General features: G+C 40.7%; 24 protein-coding genes and 5 tRNA genes. 2 read left to right on the plus strand and 27 right to left on the minus strand.

Going from position 1 to position 22,118, the window contains the following annotated elements; all coding sequences use genetic code 11:
• Positions 1-306: 306 nt before the first annotated feature.
• The 26 genes from rplL to F2A31_RS14350 all read right to left on the minus strand — a co-directional run bounded on the left by rplL (position 307) and on the right by F2A31_RS14350 (position 19,796).
• On the minus strand, positions 307-678 hold the full coding sequence (gene rplL, locus F2A31_RS14225; RefSeq protein WP_004637642.1) for a 50S ribosomal protein L7/L12: 372 nt from the start codon (positions 676-678) through the stop codon (positions 307-309).
• Between the two features lie 42 nt (positions 679-720).
• Positions 721-1,227 carry a 50S ribosomal protein L10 gene (rplJ, locus tag F2A31_RS14230; RefSeq protein ID WP_150027124.1) on the minus strand — a complete coding sequence of 169 codons (507 nt, stop codon included), beginning with the start codon at positions 1,225-1,227 and terminating at the stop codon, positions 721-723.
• A gap of 250 nt (positions 1,228-1,477) precedes the next feature.
• Positions 1,478-2,173, minus strand: coding sequence for a 50S ribosomal protein L1 (rplA, locus tag F2A31_RS14235; protein WP_150027126.1), 696 nt, complete (start codon positions 2,171-2,173; stop codon positions 1,478-1,480).
• A 3-nt stretch (positions 2,174-2,176) separates the two neighbouring features.
• Complete coding sequence (gene rplK / locus F2A31_RS14240) at positions 2,177-2,605, minus strand: 50S ribosomal protein L11 (RefSeq protein ID WP_004637639.1); 429 nt, start codon at positions 2,603-2,605, stop codon at positions 2,177-2,179.
• Positions 2,606-2,716: 111 nt separating this feature from the next.
• Positions 2,717-3,250, minus strand: coding sequence for a transcription termination/antitermination protein NusG (gene nusG, locus F2A31_RS14245; protein WP_004637638.1), 534 nt, complete (start codon positions 3,248-3,250; stop codon positions 2,717-2,719).
• 6 nt (positions 3,251-3,256) lie between these two features.
• Positions 3,257-3,697 carry a preprotein translocase subunit SecE gene (gene secE / locus F2A31_RS14250; protein ID WP_150027128.1) on the minus strand — a complete coding sequence of 147 codons (441 nt, stop codon included), beginning with the start codon at positions 3,695-3,697 and terminating at the stop codon, positions 3,257-3,259.
• Between the two features lie 76 nt (positions 3,698-3,773).
• A tRNA-Trp gene (locus tag F2A31_RS14255) sits at positions 3,774-3,849 on the minus strand.
• 54 nt (positions 3,850-3,903) lie between these two features.
• A complete protein-coding gene (gene tuf / locus F2A31_RS14260; protein ID WP_150026484.1) occupies positions 3,904-5,094 on the minus strand; it encodes an elongation factor Tu in 1,191 nt (396 codons plus the stop codon).
• Between the two features lie 163 nt (positions 5,095-5,257).
• Positions 5,258-5,332, minus strand: a tRNA-Thr gene (locus F2A31_RS14265).
• 11 nt (positions 5,333-5,343) lie between these two features.
• Positions 5,344-5,419, minus strand: a tRNA-Gly gene (locus F2A31_RS14270).
• A gap of 33 nt (positions 5,420-5,452) precedes the next feature.
• Positions 5,453-5,536 (minus strand) — tRNA-Tyr (locus F2A31_RS14275).
• Positions 5,537-5,588: 52 nt separating this feature from the next.
• Positions 5,589-5,664, minus strand: a tRNA-Thr gene (locus tag F2A31_RS14280).
• Between the two features lie 99 nt (positions 5,665-5,763).
• Positions 5,764-7,257 (minus strand): anthranilate synthase component I, encoded by a 1,494-nt coding sequence (gene trpE / locus F2A31_RS14285; RefSeq protein WP_150027130.1) that lies wholly within the window; start codon positions 7,255-7,257, stop codon positions 5,764-5,766.
• Positions 7,258-7,339: 82 nt separating this feature from the next.
• Positions 7,340-8,032 (minus strand): phosphoglycolate phosphatase, encoded by a 693-nt coding sequence (locus tag F2A31_RS14290; RefSeq protein WP_150027132.1) that lies wholly within the window; start codon positions 8,030-8,032, stop codon positions 7,340-7,342.
• 110 nt (positions 8,033-8,142) lie between these two features.
• The gene (locus F2A31_RS14295; protein ID WP_150027134.1) at positions 8,143-8,751 is read right to left on the minus strand and encodes an FHA domain-containing protein; all 609 of its coding nucleotides are present in this window, start codon (positions 8,749-8,751) and stop codon (positions 8,143-8,145) included.
• A gap of 78 nt (positions 8,752-8,829) precedes the next feature.
• Positions 8,830-11,040 carry a type II secretion system secretin GspD gene (gene gspD, locus F2A31_RS14300; RefSeq protein WP_150027136.1) on the minus strand — a complete coding sequence of 737 codons (2,211 nt, stop codon included), beginning with the start codon at positions 11,038-11,040 and terminating at the stop codon, positions 8,830-8,832.
• A gap of 41 nt (positions 11,041-11,081) precedes the next feature.
• Entirely contained in the window at positions 11,082-11,921 is an 840-nt protein-coding gene (locus F2A31_RS14305) for a type II secretion system protein N (protein ID WP_150027138.1), read from the minus strand.
• A complete protein-coding gene (gene gspN / locus F2A31_RS14310) occupies positions 11,921-12,664 on the minus strand; it encodes a type II secretion system protein N (protein WP_150027824.1) in 744 nt (247 codons plus the stop codon). Before gspN ends, F2A31_RS14305 begins: the two co-directional genes overlap by 1 nt.
• Positions 12,665-12,838: 174 nt before the next feature.
• A complete protein-coding gene (locus tag F2A31_RS14315; RefSeq protein WP_150027139.1) occupies positions 12,839-13,165 on the minus strand; it encodes an H-NS histone family protein in 327 nt (108 codons plus the stop codon).
• Positions 13,166-13,591: 426 nt separating this feature from the next.
• A complete protein-coding gene (locus F2A31_RS14320) occupies positions 13,592-14,029 on the minus strand; it encodes an acyl-CoA thioesterase (protein ID WP_150027141.1) in 438 nt (145 codons plus the stop codon).
• An 8-nt stretch (positions 14,030-14,037) separates the two neighbouring features.
• Positions 14,038-15,231 (minus strand): heme biosynthesis protein HemY, encoded by a 1,194-nt coding sequence (locus F2A31_RS14325; RefSeq protein WP_150027143.1) that lies wholly within the window; start codon positions 15,229-15,231, stop codon positions 14,038-14,040.
• A 5-nt stretch (positions 15,232-15,236) separates the two neighbouring features.
• Entirely contained in the window at positions 15,237-16,061 is an 825-nt protein-coding gene (locus tag F2A31_RS14330; protein ID WP_150027145.1) for a hypothetical protein, read from the minus strand.
• A complete protein-coding gene (locus F2A31_RS14335) occupies positions 16,058-16,834 on the minus strand; it encodes a uroporphyrinogen-III synthase (protein WP_150027147.1) in 777 nt (258 codons plus the stop codon). Before F2A31_RS14335 ends, F2A31_RS14330 begins: the two co-directional genes overlap by 4 nt.
• Entirely contained in the window at positions 16,834-17,751 is a 918-nt protein-coding gene (gene hemC / locus F2A31_RS14340; protein WP_150027149.1) for a hydroxymethylbilane synthase, read from the minus strand. Before hemC ends, F2A31_RS14335 begins: the two co-directional genes overlap by 1 nt.
• Positions 17,752-17,858: 107 nt before the next feature.
• Complete coding sequence (locus F2A31_RS14345; protein WP_150027151.1) at positions 17,859-18,596, minus strand: LytR/AlgR family response regulator transcription factor; 738 nt, start codon at positions 18,594-18,596, stop codon at positions 17,859-17,861.
• Between the two features lie 57 nt (positions 18,597-18,653).
• Positions 18,654-19,796 (minus strand): sensor histidine kinase, encoded by a 1,143-nt coding sequence (locus F2A31_RS14350; protein ID WP_150027153.1) that lies wholly within the window; start codon positions 19,794-19,796, stop codon positions 18,654-18,656.
• On the opposite strand from F2A31_RS14350, the gene argH reads away from it, so the two are divergent.
• Positions 19,787-21,220: an argininosuccinate lyase gene (gene argH / locus F2A31_RS14355; RefSeq protein ID WP_150027155.1), complete on the plus strand. Its 1,434-nt coding sequence runs from the start codon at positions 19,787-19,789 to the stop codon at positions 21,218-21,220. The genes F2A31_RS14350 and argH overlap by 10 nt on opposite strands.
• A 10-nt stretch (positions 21,221-21,230) precedes the next feature.
• Positions 21,231-21,506 (plus strand): oxidative damage protection protein, encoded by a 276-nt coding sequence (locus tag F2A31_RS14360; RefSeq protein WP_005083932.1) that lies wholly within the window; start codon positions 21,231-21,233, stop codon positions 21,504-21,506.
• A gap of 367 nt (positions 21,507-21,873) precedes the next feature.
• Here the strand turns inward: F2A31_RS14360 and F2A31_RS15930 are convergent, their stop codons facing one another.
• Positions 21,874-21,990, minus strand: coding sequence for a hypothetical protein (locus F2A31_RS15930; protein WP_100222740.1), 117 nt, complete (start codon positions 21,988-21,990; stop codon positions 21,874-21,876).
• Between the last annotated feature and the right edge of the window lie 128 nt (positions 21,991-22,118).

The raw sequence follows: 22,118 nt of genomic DNA on the forward strand, positions 1-22,118 counted from the left end.
GAGTCCTCGGAAAGTAAACTAAACCCGCCTGCAGAACGGGCTTAGAAGGAATTACGCAGGCCGATATGGCCACCACTGTTTACAAATGCTGCAATTTTTAGTGGTATTAAAACGCTTAACAATATTTTTATAAGCAAAAAAATATTGGTAAGCGTTTGATATTGAGCCGTTTATTCTAATTATATGCGCAAAAAACGCAAAACTAACAAAAAACGAGCCGATTATTGTAACGCAAAAAGGCTGATGACCCAAGAGCCATCAGCCATTTTTTGGAGCCGATTTTCAAAAAATCGACTCCCTACAGAATTACTTAAGTGTAACTGTAGCACCAGCTTCTTCAAGCTTCTTCTTAAGTTCTTCGCCTTCTTCTTTAGAAACGCCTTCTTTAAGAACAGCAGGAGCGCCTTCAACAAGATCTTTAGCTTCTTTAAGACCAAGACCAGTAGCTTCACGAACTGCTTTAATTACAGCAACTTTGTTAGCACCGAAAGAAGTCAACTCAACGTTGAATTCAGTTTGTTCTTCAGCAGCAGCAGCGCCAGCACCTGGAGCAGCAGCAACAGCTACAGCAGCAGCAGATACGTTAAATTTTTCTTCAAAAGCAGAAATTAATTCAACAAGTTCAAGAACTGTTTTTTCTGCAACTGCGTTTAAGATTTCTTCGTTAGTTAAAGCCATGAGAATAACTCCAAATGGATATTGAATGGTGTGAAAATAGGATTAAGCCGCTTCTGACTCGTTTTTCTCTTTGAGTGCTGTAATAAGGCGACCCAATTTCGAAATAGGAGCTTGAAGAACATTGGCAAGCATAGTAAGTGCTTTCTCTTGGTTCGGAAGGTTTGCAATCACGCTAACTTCAGCACCTTTATAAAGCTTGCCATCAAATGCAGCAGCTTTAAGCTCAAATGCTTTGTTAGTTTTCGCAAATTCTTCAAACAAGCGTGCAGCTGCACCCATGTCGTCTTCAGAAGTAGAGAAACCGAGAATTGTTGGACCAACAAGGTCGTCATTCAAGATATCGAATTGAGTACCTTCGAATGAACGCTTAGCCAAAGTGTTACGCACGATACGTGTAGTAACACCTAACTTACGAGCTTCAACACGAAGTGTTGTTAATTGCTCTACAGTTAAGCCTTGATAGTCAGCAACAACGGCAGAGAACGCTTTAGAAGCAACTTCGTTTACTTCTGCAACGATCTGTTTTTTGTCTTCGATAAGAAGAGCCATCGTAAAACCTCCTAACGGTGATTTATGCATCCCAAACAGATGCACTCCCAATTCGCAAGCCTAATTCAGACTTGCACGCGGAGGAGGAATAAATCACACCACCGCGTCTACTCAGGCTGGAAGATTAAGAAAAACATCCGAGGACATTTCTCGCCTGAGGTCTTTGACGCTGATAAATATTCATTTATCAATTCAAAGTTTGCTTAGATTTTTTCAAAGAAAAAATCTAAGGCTTTAAAATTCTGTCTAATTACCTAGAAACGCTGTTTACATCAATGATCAAACCAGGACCCATAGTTGAGCTCAAAGTGATCTTTTTAACGTATACACCTTTAGAAGTTGCAGGCTTTAAGCGTTTTAAATCTGCAATTAAAGTCTCAACGTTTTGACGTACTGCTTCTTCGCTGAAACCGATCTGACCAATTGCAGCATGGATGATACCTGCTTTGTCTACACGGTAACGTGCTTGACCAGACTTAGCATTCTTAACCGCGTTAGCAACGTCTGGAGTAACCGTACCCACTTTCGGGTTTGGCATTAAACCACGTGGACCAAGAATAGTACCAAGCTTACCAACAACGCGCATTGCATCAGGAGCAGCAATGACTACGTCAAAATCAAGGTTTCCACCTTGAATGCTTTCAGCTAGGTCATCAAAACCAACAACGTCAGCACCAGCTTCTTTCGCAGCTTCAGCAGCAGCGCCTTGAGCAAATACTGCAACACGTACAGTTTTACCTGTACCTGCTGGTAAAGTCGTCGCACCACGAACAACCTGATCAGATTTACGCGGGTCTACACCAAGGTTTACAGCGATATCTAAAGATTCTTTGAACTTCGCAGCTGGTAGGCTGTTAAGAACTTGTACTGCTTCTTCCAAAGTGTAAACTTTGTTTGCTTCTACAGCTGCAGCAATGGCTTTTTGACGTTTAGTTAACTTTGCCATGTCTTATAGCTCCACTTCCAAGCCCATAGAACGCGCAGAACCAGCAATGGTACGCACACGAGCGTCTAAATCAGCACCAGTTAAGTCTGGTTCTTTAGTAGTCGCAATTTCTTCTAATTGAGCACGAGTCAACTTACCAACTTTAGTTTTGTTAGGTACAGAAGAACCCTTTTGAATACCTGCAGCTTTCTTAAGAAGAATAGATGCAGGTGGAGTTTTCATGATAAATGTGAACGACTTATCGTTGTACACAGTAATCACGACAGGAATTGGCAAACCAACTTCAAGTTTTTGTGTAGCAGCATTGAATTCTTTACAGAATGCCATGATGTTTACACCACGTTGACCTAAAGCAGGACCAATTGGTGGAGATGGATTTGCTTTACCAGCTGGAACTTGCAGCTTGATATAGCCGTCAATCTTCTTAGCCATTGAAAATTACCTCTGGGTACAAGCGCCGTTAGGCTCCCCAAAAATTAAACAACACCGAAGTGTTAGAACAACAATGCCCGATAAAATCGGGCGCTTCTCAACCAGTTCAAATTAAACTGTTTTTTCGACTTGACGAAATTCCAGTTCAACCTGAGTAGGTCGATTAAATACATTAATTGTCAACGTTAAACGCGACTTATCGTATTGAACTTCCTCCACGACTCCTTTAAAGTCAGTGAACGGACCATCAATAACGAGTAATTCTTCACCTGGTTCAAACATCGTCTTAGGACGAGGTGCTTCACCAAGATTACGCACACGAGCAAGAATCGCATCAGCTTCACGCTGAGTGATTGGCGCTGGTTTCTCTGGTGTTCCACCAATAAAACCAAGAACTTTTGGACATTCTTTCACGATATGCCAAGTATCATCATTCATTTCCATTTCGACTAACACATAGCCAGGAAAGAATTTACGCTCAGACTTGCGCTTTTTACCGTCCTTCATTTCCACTACTTCTTCAGTAGGGACTAGAACTTCACCAAAGCTATCAGCTACCGTGCTACGTTGAATTCGTTCATTAAGCGAACGCATCACTTGTTTTTCAAAGCCTGAATAGGCATGAATAATATACCAACGTTTCATCGCACCTTACCCGATAATTAACTTAATAAACCAGCCTAACCCGTAATCAAAACACCACAATACAATTGCTGTCACAATTACAACCAAAAGAACCTGCCACGATGTGGTCATCGTCTCTTGTTTTGTTGGCCAAGCCACTCGACGTAGTTCTATTCGCGCATCTAGCAATAAACGCACAAAGCCTTTACCTTGATGGGTGGCGTATAATAAACCTAAAGCGACTACGATACAAGCCAAAATTACCCCAATGCGCACCCAAATATCATTTGCAGGTGCCCAATAGGCAGGTAAATGCTGATTTACCATCGCTGAACCGATTAATAAAGCCAAAGCAATCAACCACAAGACTATATCTAATGGAGAACTTGAGCCTACAATTTCAGCAGCATTATTTCTTTGAGGGATTGGCGCGTCGCTCGATGCGTCACGCGATTTATCATTCGACATTTTTTTACTCGTCGTAGAATTCGCGACTTATTATATGACAACTTAGCCAGAATCAAGCGGTTTTATTAAAAAAAAGTGGCAGGTCAGGAGGGACTCGAACCCCCAACATTCGGTTTTGGAGACCGACGCTCTACCAATTGAACTACTGACCTATTACGCAAATCGAAAGCCGAAGCTTCCGATTTGAGTGTAACACAGTATTCGGCTTATGCAGTTACTTTCGCAACAACACCAGCACCTACAGTACGACCACCTTCACGGATCGCAAAACGTAGACCTGGGTCCATTGCGATTGGGTGGATCAATTCTACTGACATCTCTACGTTGTCACCAGGCATTACCATTTCTACGCCATCTTGTAATTTGATCGCGCCAGTTACGTCAGTTGTACGGAAGTAGAACTGTGGACGGTAACCGTTAAGGAATGGAGTATGACGACCACCTTCTTCTTTAGATAGTACGTATACTTCTGCATCAAATTTAGTGTGCGGCTTGATTGTACCTGGCTTAGCAAGTACTTGACCACGTTGTACTTCTTCACGCTTTGTACCACGAAGTAAGATACCACAGTTCTCACCTGCACGACCTTCGTCAAGAAGTTTACGGAACATCTCAACACCAGTTACAGTTGTTTTAACTGTGTCTTTGATACCTACGATTTCAACTTCTTCACCAACTTTGATGATACCAGCTTCAACACGGCCTGTTACTACTGTACCACGACCAGAAATTGAGAATACGTCTTCGATTGGCATCAAGAATGCTTTGTCAATTGCACGCTCTGGCTCTGGAATGTAAGAGTCAAGTGCTTCTACAAGCGCAAGAACTGCTGACTCACCGTATTGACCTGCATCACCTTCTAACGCTTTAAGCGCAGAACCACGGATTACTGGAGTGTCATCACCTGGGAAGTCATAAGTAGAAAGAAGTTCACGAACTTCCATTTCTACTAATTCAAGTAATTCTTCATCATCAACAAGGTCACACTTGTTCAAGAATACAAGAATATAAGGTACACCTACCTGACGAGAAAGAAGGATGTGTTCACGAGTTTGTGGCATTGGACCATCAGTCGCTGCACATACAAGGATTGCACCGTCCATCTGAGCAGCACCAGTAATCATGTTTTTAACATAATCGGCGTGGCCTGGGCAGTCTACGTGAGCGTAGTGACGAGTTGGAGAATCGTATTCTACGTGTGAAGTATTAATGGTAATACCACGCGCCTTTTCTTCAGGTGCAGAGTCGATCGCTGCGTAATCTTTTGCTTCACCGCCGTAAGTTTTCGCACAGATTGTTGCAATCGCAGCAGTTAAAGTTGTTTTACCATGGTCAACGTGACCAATTGTACCCACGTTTACGTGTGGTTTATTACGTTCAAACTTAGCCTTAGCCATTTTGATTTCCTCGTTTACGTCGACACCAGTTTAGAGAAAAACAACCCTGAGAAACCTTCTTTATCGACATTCGCCTAAAAAACTAGACACCTAATACTTGAAAAGCAGACTATAATAGCCTGCTTCTTTAAAATCTTGTAGAAATTCTACTAAGCTGTATATCTGGAGCTCTTATCGAGATTTGAACTCGAGACCTCTCCCTTACCAAGGGAGTGCTCTACCACTGAGCTATAAGAGCGACCTCTTCGATGGAGCGGGAGACGAGGATCGAACTCGCGACATGCAGCTTGGAAGGCTGCCACTCTACCAACTGAGTTACTCCCGCATGTTGGTACTAACCACTTCAATCGAAGTTATATGGTGGTGGGAGAAGGATTCGAACCTTCGAAGCTTTCGCAACAGAGTTACAGTCTGCCCCCTTTGACCGCTCGGGAATCCCACCAAATCACACTTGCACAGTGCAGCTCTTTTACTTTAAACTCAAAAACTTAAGATGGTGCCGGCACACGGATTCGAACTGTGGACCTACTGATTACAAGTCAGTTGCTCTACCAACTGAGCTATGCCGGCTCTTTCTTAATGTTTCGTACGTTTCGTATCGGAACGGTGTGCAGTTTAGCAAAACTCTGAATCGATGCAAGTGATTTTTTAAAAAAAACCACTAAAAACTCATAAAATCAATCCGTTTGACGATAATTCAACCGCTTTGATCACTGCGCGAGCTTTTATTTGGGTTTCATTCCACTCTGATTCAGGATTTGAGTCTGCAACCAACCCTGCTCCCGCTTGCACGTAAACCTTTTTATCACGAATCACACAAGTACGAATCGCAATCGACATGTCCATTTCCCCATGCCAACCTAAATAGCCAACAGCACCACCAAATACGCCACGTTTTACAGGCTCAACTTCATCAATGATTTCCATCGCACGAATTTTAGGAGCACCTGAAAGCGTTCCTGCGGGAAATGTTGCCTTAAACACATCCAAAGCATCGACATCATCACGCACTTCACCTTGTACATTTGACACAATATGCATCACATGTGAATAACGTTCGATTACCATTTGGTCAGTTACTTGAACTTTACCAATTTTTGATACGCGCCCAACATCGTTTCGACCAAGATCGATCAACATTAAATGTTCAGCAATCTCTTTTTCATCAGAAAGCAAATCTTTTTCTAAAGCCAAATCTTCTTCTTTGGTTTTACCACGTGGTCGCGTGCCCGCTAACGGACGCACTGTCGCAATCCCATCTTCTAAACGTGACAGAATTTCTGGTGATGAACCCACAATATGAAATGGTTTGTCATCAACGATTGTTCGCCCTTGTACTAAAAACAAATACGGTGATGGATTAAGATGACGCAACGCACGATAAACCTGTAATGCCTCACCATCAAAATCAGACACCATTCGCTGTCCTGGCACCACTTGCATGACATCACCAGCACGAATGTACTCTTTCACCGTTTCCACCGTTTCAAGAAACTTTTCTTTCCCCGTGATCGACTCAAAGTGCGGCGTTGTATGCGGTTTTGCCTGCAAACTCACAGGTGTTGCAAGCAGTTGTTCTAATTGATCCAATTTTTGTTGTGCTTGCGTGTAAGCATCATCTTGATTTGCATCAGCATGATGAATTAAAAATAAAGTATCTTTTAAATTATCAAATACGATCACTGTTTTTGACAGCATTAACCATAAGTCTGGCAATGTCACTGGATCGTCTGCTGGAACATTTTTTAATTTTGGTTCGATATAGCGTACAGCATCGTAACCCAAATAACCCACCAAACCGCCTGTAAAGCTCGGTAGTTCAGGCAATTCTTTTTTGCTTGGTACTTTAAATTGATGCTGGAAGTCACGAATATATTGAAATGGGTCAGTACAATTTTGTTGGGTAACCGTACCATCAGTTTGTTGAACAGTAAGTACACCTGCATTGCATGAGAAAACCGTGGATTCACCCAAACCGATCATTGAGTATCTCGCCCAATTTTCACCACCTTCAACAGACTCAAAAAGATAGGCATGTTCATGTGTTTTAAATCGAGCAAAAACGGAAAGTGGGGTTTCGGTATCGGCTAAACGTTGGCGGTAAACAGGAATGGTGTTATAACCGGCTGATTTTAATTGCTCAAATTGTACTAAGGTAGTCATGGATATTCTCTATGGTTTTAATTTCTGTGCGTTTTTTCTTTAGTGCTCTTTCAAGCCCGCCATCGAAAAACCATAACTACTTTCATGCCTGTCTCCTGATCTGATCTTCTTCAACGAGTTCCACCAAACGATCCACCACCTGTTGCGGTTGGCAATCGTAAATATTCTCCCCATGATTATAGCCATAGCTGACCACAATACAATCTATACCTGCACGTCGTGCAGCTTCAACATCATTACTTGAATCACCAATCATTAGTGTTTGTGCGGCAGCAACATTTTGGCTCTGCATACAGTGCAATAATGGCAAGGGATGAGGTTTACGCTCAGGCAAGGTATCACCACCAACCACCATCTTAAAATAAGATGAAAGTGATAAAATATCCAAAATACCTCTCGCCAACTGCTCTGGTTTATTGGTCACACATGCCATGATAATCCCATGCGCTTGACAATAATCCAAGAAAGGTAAAACACCTTCATATACCTGAGTATTGACACATAACTCTTGTGCATAGACATCAACGAATGTGTTTAACAAGAGCGTATGTTGCTGAGGGCTTGCATCCTCAAATAAATATTTAAGGACTGTTTCACAAAGTTTTGCGGCGCCCTTTCCAACCCATGCTCGTATCTGATCTTCAGTAACTACAGGAAAGTGCAATTTTTCCAAACTAATATTCATTGCACGATATAAGTCAGCAGCAGAATCTACAAGTGTTCCATCCAAATCAAACAAGATAAGATCACGACGTTGTAACTGTGCAATGGACATTAAATTTCCACCTATAAAATGAAAAGGCATCCCTCAATAAACACCAACACCATCTGACTAAAGTGTTAATGAAACTCGAAGCATGCCTTGATTGTAAAAGCTTAGTGTAATTATTTAAAGAACAACCAAGCGATCACTGCTAAAATGATCAATACAATGAGAGAAATCATACCCACTGAAGCATTTTTTTGTTGCTCTTTTTCCTGCGCAACTCGTGACACAGGCTCTGGCATAGGCACTGATTTTGGTTCAGCAGAAACCTCAACCTTCACCCCTTCAGGGATTGGTGCAGGCTTAGGAATACCCACTTGCTGAGGCATACCATCTCGACTAATTGGAGTTTCAGCTGCCCTTTCTGCAATACTCGGCATCCCTTGATCTTGTGTAATTGTATTTACAGGTTCCACTTCAATTTCTGGCAATTCAGTTTCTGGAGCAAGAACGCTAAATACAAAACTCGCAAATTGCAAAACATCACCGTCATGCAATTCTGTATCTTGAGTGATACGCACATCATTCACAAAAGTACCATTTGATGAGTTCAGATCCTGCACCCACAATTGGTGTTCTTTAAGCAAAAGAGCAGCATGACGACGCGAAATATCAGCAGATTGCAATAAAATATCAGCCTCTTGATGACGGCCCACCAACATATCACGTTCAATCGTGAGTTCTTTCCCCGTAAATTCACCTGTAATGGCTTGTAGTTTCCAAGTCATAAACATCAACCCTTATCCTGATTTATTGATTATCGGCTCTTGCAATCATAACATTGTGACAGAAGTGCGTGTGTGCTTCTACTGTGAAGACGCGGGATGCAACGTCGTCGTGGTCACCGTATTCTTACTTCTTTCAACCGCTTTCTTTTGCAAAGGTGGTTGTGCTGTTGCTACTGGCGTCGTCACTGCAGAGGTCTTTTGCTGTGTCGCCGTTGGAACATTCTGGTATGGTGAATTATTTACCACTGGCTGGGTGTAAATATCCGAGACATTTTGAGGCAGCTTGGCAAAATTTCCGTTTTTATCCATCGAAAGTTGCAAGCTATATAATTGATTGTAGCGTTGCTGTGATATACGACGAATATCATCTGAATCCCCAACAATCGTTGGATGAATAAATACCAAAAGATTGCGCTTATCATTACTACGCGTATCAGCACGGAATAAACGCCCTAAATAGGGAATATCCCCCAACACTGGGATACTCTGACGAGTTAGACTTGTATCATCAGAAATCAAACCACCCAAAATCACGGTTTGCCCATGATCAGCCAATACCGAAGTCTTTATCGCCCGCTTACTGGTCACCAAATCCGTTGCCTGCCCTCGATTAGGCTGAACATTTGAAACCTCTTGCTCAACCTCAAGGCGAATCGATCCCCCCTCACCAATATGCGGGACAACTTTCAAGGTTATCCCTACATCCTTTCGTTCAACCGTCGTGTACGGGTTTACAGTACTATTCCCCTGTGTTGCAACAGATCCTGTAACAAAAGGGACATTTTGGCCCACCACAATATAAGCTTCTTCGTTGTCCATTGTGACAATGGATGGGGTCGATAAAAAGTTGGATTTCGTATTTGCTTTCAGTGCTTGTATCAACGCACCATACGCCCTGCGTGGGTTTTCAAAATTCCCAACACCAATTGAAGCGCCATCCCCTAAAGCCCCTGCAGCTCCTGCAGCCCCACCAGTTAGATAACCAGCTGCAATTTTGGACAGTCCAGAACCAAGATTTGAAAAATTAACCAGTCCAACACCACTATTTAGATCACCTAACACCCATTGCACACCAAGTTGCTCTGCATCCCCCCCAACGACCTCGATAATCGCTGCCTCAATCAACACTTGCTGACGACGCGTATCCAGTTGTTGTATTGCTGATTCAATCTCACGCATTAATTGTGGATCAGCTTTAACCACCAAGGCATTCTGCGCACCATCAGCAATGATACTCACACCACCGCCATTAAAGCTGGTCACATCATTTTGGCGATTATTAAAACCACTATTTAGGCTAATCGCTGAGTTTCCTGATGCACTATTGGATGAGCTACTACTGTTTTGATTATTTGAAATAAGATTGCTAATCGCATTGGAACTATTGTTATTAGATGTTGATGAAGATGTAACTGATTGGCCAGTCACTAAACCTTGTAAAATTTCAGCTAAATTTTTTGCACTTGCATATTTCAAGCGAAATACTTTTAATCCCCCCAGACGATCTGCTGACGGCACATCCACCATTTCGATGATTTGACGTAACCGCTTACGTGAATCAGGATCACCTTTGATCAAAATACGATTGGTACGATTATCCGCAACAATACGTACACGAGACCCCATCAAATCTTTAGATGATCCCGTCCCACTCATTGTCTCAAGTAATGTAATCACTTCCTCAGCTTGACTCGACTGCAACGTAATCGCTTCAATATCATTCTGCCCTGTCCCATCCAAATTACGGACAATATTCTCAAGCTGATAGATATTTGCTGCTCGGTCAGAAACAATAAGTGCATTGGTCCCTGCCACTGCTGCCAGATGTGCAAACTGTGGCATCAATGGACGTAAAGCAGGTACAAGATCATTTGGATTGGTATTTTGCAGCCAAATAACACGGGTTACGATTTGATCTCCACCCGCACGATTTCGCGCATCATAAGGAATGCCTGCATTTTTCACATTACTATCAGGCACCAAGCGAATCGTATTTCCTGATGGCAATGCCACTACACCATTCACACTTAAAACACCTAAAAAGAGATCATAGACCTCATCTTTATTCAGCGGTTTGTTTGAAATAACGGTCACATTACCGCGGACCCGAGGGTCAACCGCAAAATTCTTACCCGTAATATCAGCAACTTCATTAATAAATGCTGCTAAATCGGCATCACGTAGATTGATCTTCCATGTCTGTGCTTGTACATGGGTACTGATTGTCGCAACTATTGGTGCTGCGGCAAGTAATGCCCAAAGTGGACGCTGATGATTCAAAAAAGCCATAACCTGCACTTATTCCTAACTATTGTGATGATGTGTGATCACTAAAAACTCTGTTGAATGGTCATCACTTGATCACCACGTTTTATTTCTATTTTGGCATGCCCTTGACGACGCACTTGCTCTAATAATTGTACTTCACTCAATCCTTGCCCAACCGTTTGGCCATTGATCGATAGAATACGATCACCTGAGCGCAAACCCAATGTATTTTTAAGGCCAGTGGGTGTTTGATCTGTGATTTCATAGCCATCCGCACCACCACTCACTCCCATATTCTTCAGATATTGCTCACGATTATCCTGCATTTGTTGAATTGCCTGCCCCAAAGCAGACTGAGGTGAATTTTGAACAGGTTCTGGCATATGGGCCGGCGGTGGTTGATTATTACGATTATTGATTGGTTCTATAGGCTGATATAAACCTTTTTCCAATCCCTTAAATGTCACTTCGCGTGTTGCACCATTACCTTGTTTCAACACCACACGATCCCAATACACTTCCGCAAGTTGATATGAGGTTGAACCTAAGGTTTCACCTACTCGATAACGCTCAGCAGTATCATTTAATTTAATTACAGCAGAAGATAATGAATTGGACGAACCAAGTAATACCCCCTGCAACTCCAAATTAACATTATCCTGTACTGCACTCGCGGCTGGCTCATTAAATAAAGCAAATGAACTGATATTAGGAACTTGAGCCTGTTGTGAACCTAGCTCAACCCGATCAAATTGCATCGCTTGAGGGGGAGCAACTACCAACCAAAAAAACGAAGCGAGCTTCCAGCACAGCCATAACAGCAAGATTGCCAAAATCAACGGACTGAGCTTATCGAGCTTTTGCCAATCTAACTGTTGTATTTTTTGTATCAATGCGTCCATCACATTCCACCTTGTAGCAATGGCTGACGTGAACTAATCACATAAGTGTCCAGCCCTGCCTTACCCTGATAAGATGGAACGTTTAAAAGCATTCGCTGTGTGAGTTGTACATCAAGCATCAGATTGGCATCTAAACTTATATTTGCCATTTTTTGACTACGCTGATCACGTATATCCAGTTGTAATTGTCCATTGGCATCTTTTAATGCAGCAATTAAAGATGGCATTGTCATGCGTTCTTGACGCTGACCAAAGGTATATGTCAATTCGCCACCACCCCAATTTAATTGCCCATCTGCCGAACTAAAACCTTTTTCATCGTGATAATGGAGCTGTACATCCTTGAGTTGAATTGCATTTTCAGGCCATTGCCAATTAGCAAAATACTTTAGGGTCTCAGGTGCAACTTGACCTTGTAACCCCTTAACAATGATTTTCTTTCCAAAACTATAAGCAAACACACCATTAAAGTGTGTATTACCACTATGAATATCTAAATCAGCCCCCAAACGCAACAGCAACAAATCTAAAGGTCGTGTCCTCCAATGCACAGAACCTCGCAACTGCCCACGTTGCCAGTCTGCTTGTCCCTGCCAAATATTGCCACTAACATTATGTAGTAATTGATTATCTTTAGAAAATTTAGCAATAAGCCATGTTGCTGGAATCTGTAAAATAATAAAAATTAAAAATGCAAAAATGGCGAATAGCCACCATCTCCATTGTTTGGTATTTTTCTTCATTCCACCCTTACCAACATCGCTAACATCATCCATTTAAAATTCTTTCTCTGAATGACATTATGCATAATTTTTCAACATCGCCAATTCTCTCATATAAAAAAACCAAGCTTTTGAGCTTGGTTTTTTATAAAGGATAAAGTCATGGTATGACAAAACGATGACTTTTAAACTTGCTTAGATTAAGAAATCTTCAAGTTTTGCACCTTTTTCCAACTCCGCAACTAACCAACGCGGTTGTTTACCACGACCAGTCCAAGTTTCTGCAGTATTATTTTTATTACGGTAACGTGGCTCTACAGCTTTACGCGTTGTCTTTTTACGCTTTTGCTCACCTATAGCCAATAATTCTTCAACACTTAAACCAATACCATCCGCAATTGCAATGATTTGATTATATGCATCTTCAATTGCTTGGTCTTTTTTACTTTCAATTAAAGCTTCTGCTTCTGCTTGCAAACGCTTTAAATCTTCAACTGATAAATCACTAATGTCTGGTTTCATCCGAACCACTCCAAATCAATAAGAAAATATTTCACGCAAAAAATAAAAAAATGAACTTCTAAATTCAGCTCAATATTAATTTATATGCAATTCATTAATCAATATAAGAATAGTTGAATTAATCGTACTATAACAAAAAAAATGCTTTTTATTTACAATAAACCTTAAAACATAAACTCAGAATAAAATATTTATTTATCTATTTTAATTTTAATCAATTCAAAACAGAGCCTAACACTAATGATGACAGCTTCAGAAAAAACACTTTTGACATTTTTTATCTAATGAAACTTTACACCCCCAGAAACAACAGACCTCTTTTATGAATATATTCCATTACACAAAACAAGGAAGCATTACAGAAAATAGTAATAATTAAAGCCTGTCTCTTAAATATGAATATCAGACATAATTGTCTTTACGAGATTAACCTAACATTAAATCATGTCCCACATTCTTTTCTAACTGAATGATCTTTTCTTTAATATTCTCAGGAATATTTGATTTCTTTGCGCTCGCCTTATCAACACAAACCATCACAGCATCCCCAGTTGCAATAATTTGTTTTTGCTGTTCACTCCACAACACATATTGCATTCTAAATGCACTATTTCGGACCTCTTCAATACGTGCACCAACATGCAACACATCTGGGTAAAATACCGGACTTAAATATTTACACTGACTGGATGCGACTACGGTCAATATATCTTGCTCGAATATATTTAACGCCATCAAATATGCAATACGAGCACTTTCCATATAACGATAATATTGCACATTATTTACATGGCCAAATGCATCCATATCCCCCCAAGCGACGCTTTGCTTATGCACGACAGAATAGACAGACAACTCATTCATATTTTCACTCATAACTTAAAGTTCAGAAAATTAACATCATTTTCAAATATTAAATTCAACTGTTTGATTAAATCCAGATTATCACCAAGAACTGACTTAATTCTTAAATAGCTCATCAATATATTATCAGGATATAAAGTTAATAACTGCTCTGCTTCCTGTTGGCGATCTGTCGCCATATAAATATGCCATTTAGCAAAACTTAACATTGGTACGCCAGCATAACGCTGTTCAAATAGCAAAATACGCTGCTCTACATCAGCATAATCTGGAATCTGTTTAAGCAATTGCTGCTGAAACCAAAGATAAAATACTTCTGGATCAAAATGCTCTTGTAACAAATGCAGAGCCAACTGCTCATGTTGTATGCTCATCTCAGGCATCCGAGCCAATAATTTAAGCCACAGCACCTTACTCGTATATGGACGAGTCTGTATTTCATTCTGCAAGGCTAAATAACGCTGTTGCAATGCCGCTAAATCATCCACGGATGCCTGATCAAACTTAATCAGCAATTGCTGCAACCATAAGTCTCGATGCTCAGCATCGAGCAAACCATATTGGGTTGCTTGTAGAAATAACCACGGACGTTGTAATGCCAATTTTCCCCATAAAGCCGTGATACGCTGTTGATATGCCGTTTCGATTTGAAGCAACCAAGGAGATAGTTGATGTTGAGTCAAAAACTCTAAATGCGTGAGTGCTTTTTCTTCTTGTTGTTGCGCTAGAAAAATATCTATACGTTGCAATTCTGCCAATTCAAATGCGACCGGCGCCGATTGCTCCAAGTGCTGCAAAGCTGCGTCATAATTCCCATTTTTATAATCAAACTGGGCGGCAACAATGTGGTTTAACAAGCCTGATTGGGTATAAACACGCTCAATAAAAACTTGTTGGTCTGTGGCCGCATCCAACAACCAAACAACACCTAACTGCTCATAAGGGTGCAAATCCTTAAAATGGAGTGCTATTTCTTTTTTTCGTTGTTCACGCACTACATAACGCTTACTCAACAACCAAAGCAATTGAACCAAAAAACTCACAATAATAAAAAATGCAATTAGGCCCCAAACACTACTTTGCAATTGCCAATCACGCCAATATATGTAGACATAACCATGCCCATAGCCGTAACTCAATACTGCAAAAATTGCGAATAAAAACAAGCTAATCAACACATAACGAAGCGACAAATGTTTCATTATGCCTACCCCACTAAACCGAGTGTAATCAGTTTTGGCGTTGCGACTGTTGGTAAATGCAAAATCTTATCTAGACGTCGAGTCATCTGTTGACTATTTTGATCTGGCAATTCGCCCAATAACTGAATCACTTCTTGGATAGATTTTCGATATTCAGCTTGCTGTCCTCGATGTAAAGCATCTGAAGCAAGCAACATTCTGAGCTGCGCCTCTTTTAAAGTAAGATTACGATGCACCAGATCAGGTGGATTACGCTGAACTTTTTCCAAATTAAACCAATGGCGCCATATTGATCCCTCTCTTTTTTCAACTTTTAACCGAGGGTTCTGTATTTCATTTTGAATTCGTTGATCGATTTCTTGTAATAAAACCTCAAATTGCTGTTGCTGCTGTGTTTGAGTCAAAACAAACTGCTGAATAGACTGTTTATCTTGCTCAATCGCTTTGAGCAAACTTTGCTGTAATGCAGGCGCCAAGCTTGATTGAAGTACTTGCTGCTGGACTTGGGTTAGATGCTCTAAGGCATAAATAAATTGTTGTTGGTCTAAAGCAAACTGAACCAATTGCAACTGTTGTTGGATCAAAATCACAGGTGCCACACCTGTGATCACCATTGGCGTCATATTTAAACCAGCAGGTGCTGGGGTACTACTTTGTAACTGACGTTGTAAAGCAACTAGCTGATCATTCAATAAAGCATATCGTTGTTCAGTTTGCGCAAGCTGTTGTTGTAGCTGAGGAATCGTCTGGGCATTTTGAGCCATATCATAACTAAGCTTAACCAACCACACTAAGCCAAGTAATAATATTAAATAGACAATTTTTCTCATACCACCCCCCGCCAATTACTCATGCGTTGAATAATCTCCGATGCAGATAAATTTTCAAGCTGAATAATGTTAATTGCCCCCTCTAAATCATGCTGTGTCTGATTTAAAATCGTCATTAAACGCTCACCTAGCACCAAATAGATCCATGTCCGTTTACAAGGATTTTGTGCGCAGAGTTGAAGCCAATTCTGCCAGCTCGCCTCACTACTAATCAGTACAGCTACAGGCTGATCAGATTTCATTCTCTCTAATAATTGAGGAAACTTGATAAAACTTTCCTGTGGACACTGTCGACGATAAAGTACAAAGTTCGCAATCGTAACGCCTTTCTGTTGCAATTGCTGCATCATAAATTGACGCCCACCTAATCCTCGCCAAAAAGCAATTTTCTGTAAATTTTTCTGTTGTTTTAAAAGAGGAAGATCCAACATACCTTCAGAGCTTTCCACCGCAGGCACATCACTTTGAATACCAAACTGGGCCAACGCTTTGGCTGTTGCCTGACCTACCGCAATCCAGCGAATATGGGTAAGCTGATGTAATGCAATACCAGCCAAATCTAAATAACGCATCCCAATATCAACAGCTGTTGGACTAACAGCAACAATGACCTGAACCTGATCCAGTTGTTGATATAATTGCTGTAGAGCCTCAGAAAAAGGCTCAGCAATTAGCTCCAGTAATGGCAAGCATTCAACTTCATAGCCCGCCCCCTGCATCGCTTGAGTAAGGCGATCTGCACGATCTTTTGGGCGTGTATTGATGAATCGCATTAATATAAAGCTTTCAACAATTCACCTGCACCTTGATCCAATAAATCTTGTGCAAGCTGTTCACCCAACTGCTCGGCTTGATCCGTCGCACCAATCCGCTGCTGTTTGAGTAAAGTTTTCCCATCCACACTTCCAACACGGCCTTCGAACTGAATGTGTTGATTGACTAAAGTTGCATACCCAGCAATTGGAACTTGGCAACCACCCTCTAAATAAGCATTAAACGCACGTTCCGCACGCACACAAATCGAGGTTTCTTCATGTTGCAAGGGTTGAATCAATGCCAAAAGCTTTTCATCATCTGCACGACATTCCAAACCTAATGCCCCTTGCCCCACCGCAGGCAAGCTAAGCACAGGATCCAAACAATGCCGAATACGATCAGCCAAACCTAAACGCTTTAAGCCTGCACTAGCTAGAATAATCGCATCATATAAACCATCATCTAACTTAGACAACCGCGTTCCCACATTGCCACGTAGATCAATAATCTCTAAATCTGGACGTTGCTGTAAGATCTGGCATTTTCGGCGTAAGCTGGAAGTCCCAACTTTTGCACCCTGTGGCAAATCCTCAAATCGCGCATAATGATTCGACACAAAGGCATCTAAAGGATCTTCACGCTCACAAATAACTGCCAAAGTTAAACCTTCAGGTAAATGCATCGGTACATCTTTCATAGAATGTACAGCTAAATCAGCACGGCCATCCAATAATGCTGCTTCGAGCTCTTTAACAAATAAACCTTTACCACCAATTTTTGCCAATGGCGTATCGAGAATTTTGTCACCTTGCGTGACAAATTTAACTAACTCAACAGTTAAATCTGGATAAAGTGCGTTTAAACGAGAACGAATATGCTCCGCTTGCCAAAGTGCAAGAGGACTTTGTCGAGTCGCAATTTTTAGGGTTTTCATAAATGTACGTCAAGCATTGATCAAAGCAATTGTTCCCAACTTAACTTGATCACCTAAAATTGCAAGTAAAAAATCATAAACTGCTTTTCCGCTTAAGAAAAAAGCCGTTAAAGTTGATGCATGCATTCTCTTAAACTTGGTAAATGTCGACGACTTACCGACAAACGCTCATCCAGCTCTCGTAGACGCACTTGATATTGTCCCGCCGCAACCAATTCCAAACCTTCTAAATAATCCAAAGATACCAGCGCATTACGATGAATTCGGATAAAGCGATCTGCAAATTCATTTTCCAAATCCTTTAAGGTTTCATCAATTAATACACTGCCATTCTTGTGACGAACCGTGACATATTTCTGATCCGCTAAAAAGTAATATACATTTTCTAATGGAATTAACTCGACGCCGCGATATGTTTTAGCTGCAATTTGGTGACGCTGATTTTTGGAATCGTCCATATTTTCTTGTTGTAAACCCGTCATTTGTGCTTGTGTTAGTTGGGTTAAATGGTGAAATACTTGTTCTAAATCTTGCTGAGCAATAGGCTTTAACAAATAGCCTTGTGCTTGAAATTTAAATGCTTCCAACGCATGCTGATCATAAGCTGTACAAAAAATAATCGCAGGGCGTGGATTTAGATGCCGCAATTGCTCCGCACATTCTAGACCATTCATACCTGGCATTTGAATATCTAACAAAACAACATCTGGCAAATTTTGTTCAATGCAACTTAATACATCTTGTCCATGATGCGCTGTAGCGACAACCTCATGTCCCATTTGAATAACTAAACGTGATAAACGCTCTACTGCTAGAGGTTCATCGTCAGCAATTAGGACTTTCATCCTTTCCTCCTTGTCATCGTTAACTTCATCCATATTTTTTATGGTTAACTCGACTTATTATTTTACTCGGTAGTGGTAGTTCACCACTGTGGTATATAACGATGCGCCCCCATACACTTGAAATTTTACAGCTTGGCCGTAATATGCTTTCAAACGCTGTTCAACATTTTCTATCGCAATACCATTCCCTTTCCGCGTTTTTATTGTATCGCGAGAATAAGGGTTAGTAATGACTATACTGACTTGATTTTGCAATATTTCAACCAATACCGTAATAGTTGATTGTTGCAGAACTCTTTCGACCCCATGAAAAATACTATTCTCAAGTAAAGGTTGCAATGTTAATAAAGGAATCGTAACCCGTTTTAGTTCAATTGGGGTTGCTTGAATATTCCATTCGACTTTTAAACGATCACCCAAACGTATTTTTTCGATACTGAGATATTGCTGACATAAATCTATTTCTTCAGCCAAACTGACCAATTTAAGTTCTTGGAAACTTGCCCGAAATAAACGAGATAAATTAATTAACATATTTTCAGCTTTATCAGGATCAATTGTGATTAGGCTTACTACACTATTTAAACTATTAAATAAAAAATGTGGATGGATACGCGCCTGCATTGCTTGAATTCGAGCATTTAATTCGCTGTATTGCTGATTCAGCCATTGTTCACGCATATATAGATATCGCAAACAAAATGCACCTAACAACACACCATAACTTAGATGCAACCCCACTCCCTGAAATAGAATCTGTCCATTAAAATTACCTGATGGGACAGTCCAAAACTGGATCACATTCACCACGCAGGTAGTCGAAAAAACAATGAGCTGCAACAGAATAAAACCCAAGATCAACGCAGTTTTTTGACTAAATTTTGCAAAAAAAGTTTGATAATAGTCTACAAATGCAGCAAAAGATAAAATCACCCAATTAATAAAAAATATATATTGCAAGAGACGAACCCCTTGCAATGCATGCCACGATTGCGCTTCAGCTAAAGCTAGTACCATTGCAAGAACATTACTTGCAACAATTAGTTCTAATAAGTATTGCCATTGCCCAATTTTCGTAAAAAAATAGGAGCCTGATGGATTCAATGAACGTGATTGCGATAACTTCTTCGCATGAGTTTCGGCAACTGCGTTTGGATTTGCTATACTCTTTTTTATTTTACTGAGCCGCCATGACCACATCTTCTCAATCCTCATCTTCAGCAAGCCCTCATCAAACCTCTGGCATGTGGGGCGGTCGCTTCTCGGAAGCAACAGATGCCTTTGTTGCAGAATTTACCGCATCTGTGCAATTTGACCAACGTTTTTATAAGCAAGATATTGCAGGTTCAATCGCACACGCAACTATGCTTGCTAAAGTGGGTGTTCTCACTGAAGCTGAACGTGATGACATTATTCAAGGTTTAACCACAATTCAAGCAGAAATTGAAGCGGGTGAATTTGAATGGCGTATTGATTTAGAAGACGTACATATGAACATTGAGTCTCGCTTGACTCAACGTATTGGTATTACAGGTAAAAAACTACATACTGGCCGTAGTCGTAATGACCAAGTTGCAACTGACATCCGCTTATATTTGCGTGATGAAATTGATGATATTTTGACAATTTTACAGCGTCTACAACAAGGTATTTTGCAACTTGCAAGCAAGAATACCAACACGATCATGCCTGGTTTTACTCATCTTCAGACGGCTCAACCCGTGACTTTTGGTCATCATTTGCTGGCTTGGTTTGAAATGTTAATCCGCGACACAGAGCGTCTACAAGACTGCCGTAAGCGTGTTAATCGTATGCCATTGGGTTCAGCTGCATTAGCAGGAACAACTTACCCAATTGATCGTGCATATACAGCAAAGCTACTTGGATTTGAATCCGTTTCAGAAAATTCATTAGATGCCGTTTCGGATCGTGATTTTGCGATTGAATTCAATGCCGCTGCATCTTTAATCATGATGCATTTATCTCGTATGTCAGAAGAACTGATTTTATGGACATCTGCGCAATTTAGATTCGTAAACATTCCTGATCGCTTCTGTACAGGCTCATCGATCATGCCACAAAAGAAAAATCCAGATGTTCCTGAACTGATCCGTGGTAAATCAGGTCGTGTGTTTGGCGATCTTATTAGCCTATTAACCCTGATGAAAGGTCAACCTTTGGCATATAACAAAGACAATCAAGAAGACAAAGAACCTTTGTTTGATGCGATTGATACAGTTCGTGGCTCATTGATGGCATTTGCAGATATGATCCCTGCACTTGTTCCAAATATTGAGATGATGCGTGAAGCAGCACTACGTGGTTTTTCCACAGCAACAGATCTTGCCGATTACTTAGTTAAAAAAGGTGTTGCTTTCCGTGACGCACATGAAATTGTAGGTAAAGCAGTTGCTTTAGGTGTTGCTGAAGAAAAAGATCTATCTGAGTTAACCTTAGAACAGCTTCAACAATTCTCAGATTTAATTGATGCGGACGTGTTTGATCAAGCATTAACACTAGAAGCCTCTGTCAATGCGCGTGATCATATCGGTGGTACGTCACCAAAACAGGTCGAAGCAGCAATTACTCGTGCCCATACTCGCTTAGAACAGCTTTACGCTTAAGGACATCATAATGACTCGACAAGTATTTTGCCGTAAATATCAAAAAGAGCTTGAAGGTCTAGATTTCGCTCCATTTCCTGGTGCGAAAGGTCAAGAGTTCTTTGAAAATGTTTCCAAACAAGCTTGGCAAGAATGGTTACAGCACCAAACTACATTGATTAATGAAAAGCGCTTAAATGTGTTTGAACCTGAAGCTAAAAAGTTTCTTGAAGAACAACGTGAGAAGTTCTTTAACAATGATGAAAGCGTAGAAAAAGCTGAAGGCTGGAAGCCTGAAGAAAACTAAAGCAACGCTTTGGTTTTCTGCAAGACAAGGACGAAGTCCGCGTAGGCCACAATCAAAAAGAATCTATTGCGCAAGACGGAGAACTATGCTTCGAGTTAAACAGGAAAGCGTTGCTTTAGTTTTCTGCAAGACACGAAGAAGACACCTGTAAGCAACTGAAAAAGAGAGCAAATTCGCTCTCTTTTTTACGTGATATTTACATTAGCAATAAAGTCTTACAGAGCATACACACTTGTCTACATGACACAACTCCGGATCACCCTTATAGTTAATTCAGAAGGATAAAGAGACCCTTAGAGATCTCACCGAAGTATGATATTTCTCTCCCAGACTTTCCCCCGAAGTCTGGGATTTTTTTATGTATCATTTAGCTCACTAAGAAATATTCCCAGATTACGAATCCAATCGCAAAGCCAAGAAAAGCATAGAGCGTAATAATTAAAAAAACAAAACTTGCTGAGTTATTCTTTTTTAAAAAGCGCATCGCGGTCACACCTTCAAATGAGATTAATCTCATTTTGAATGACTCACTCACTAAAATATAGACACAGAATTTTTCAAAAAACTATAACAGAAATGCCTCTACGATCAGGTGGAGGCATCCTACAAAAC

The sequence above is a fragment of the Acinetobacter suaedae genome, from assembly GCF_008630915.1.
Taxonomy (GTDB): domain Bacteria; phylum Pseudomonadota; class Gammaproteobacteria; order Pseudomonadales; family Moraxellaceae; genus Acinetobacter; species Acinetobacter suaedae.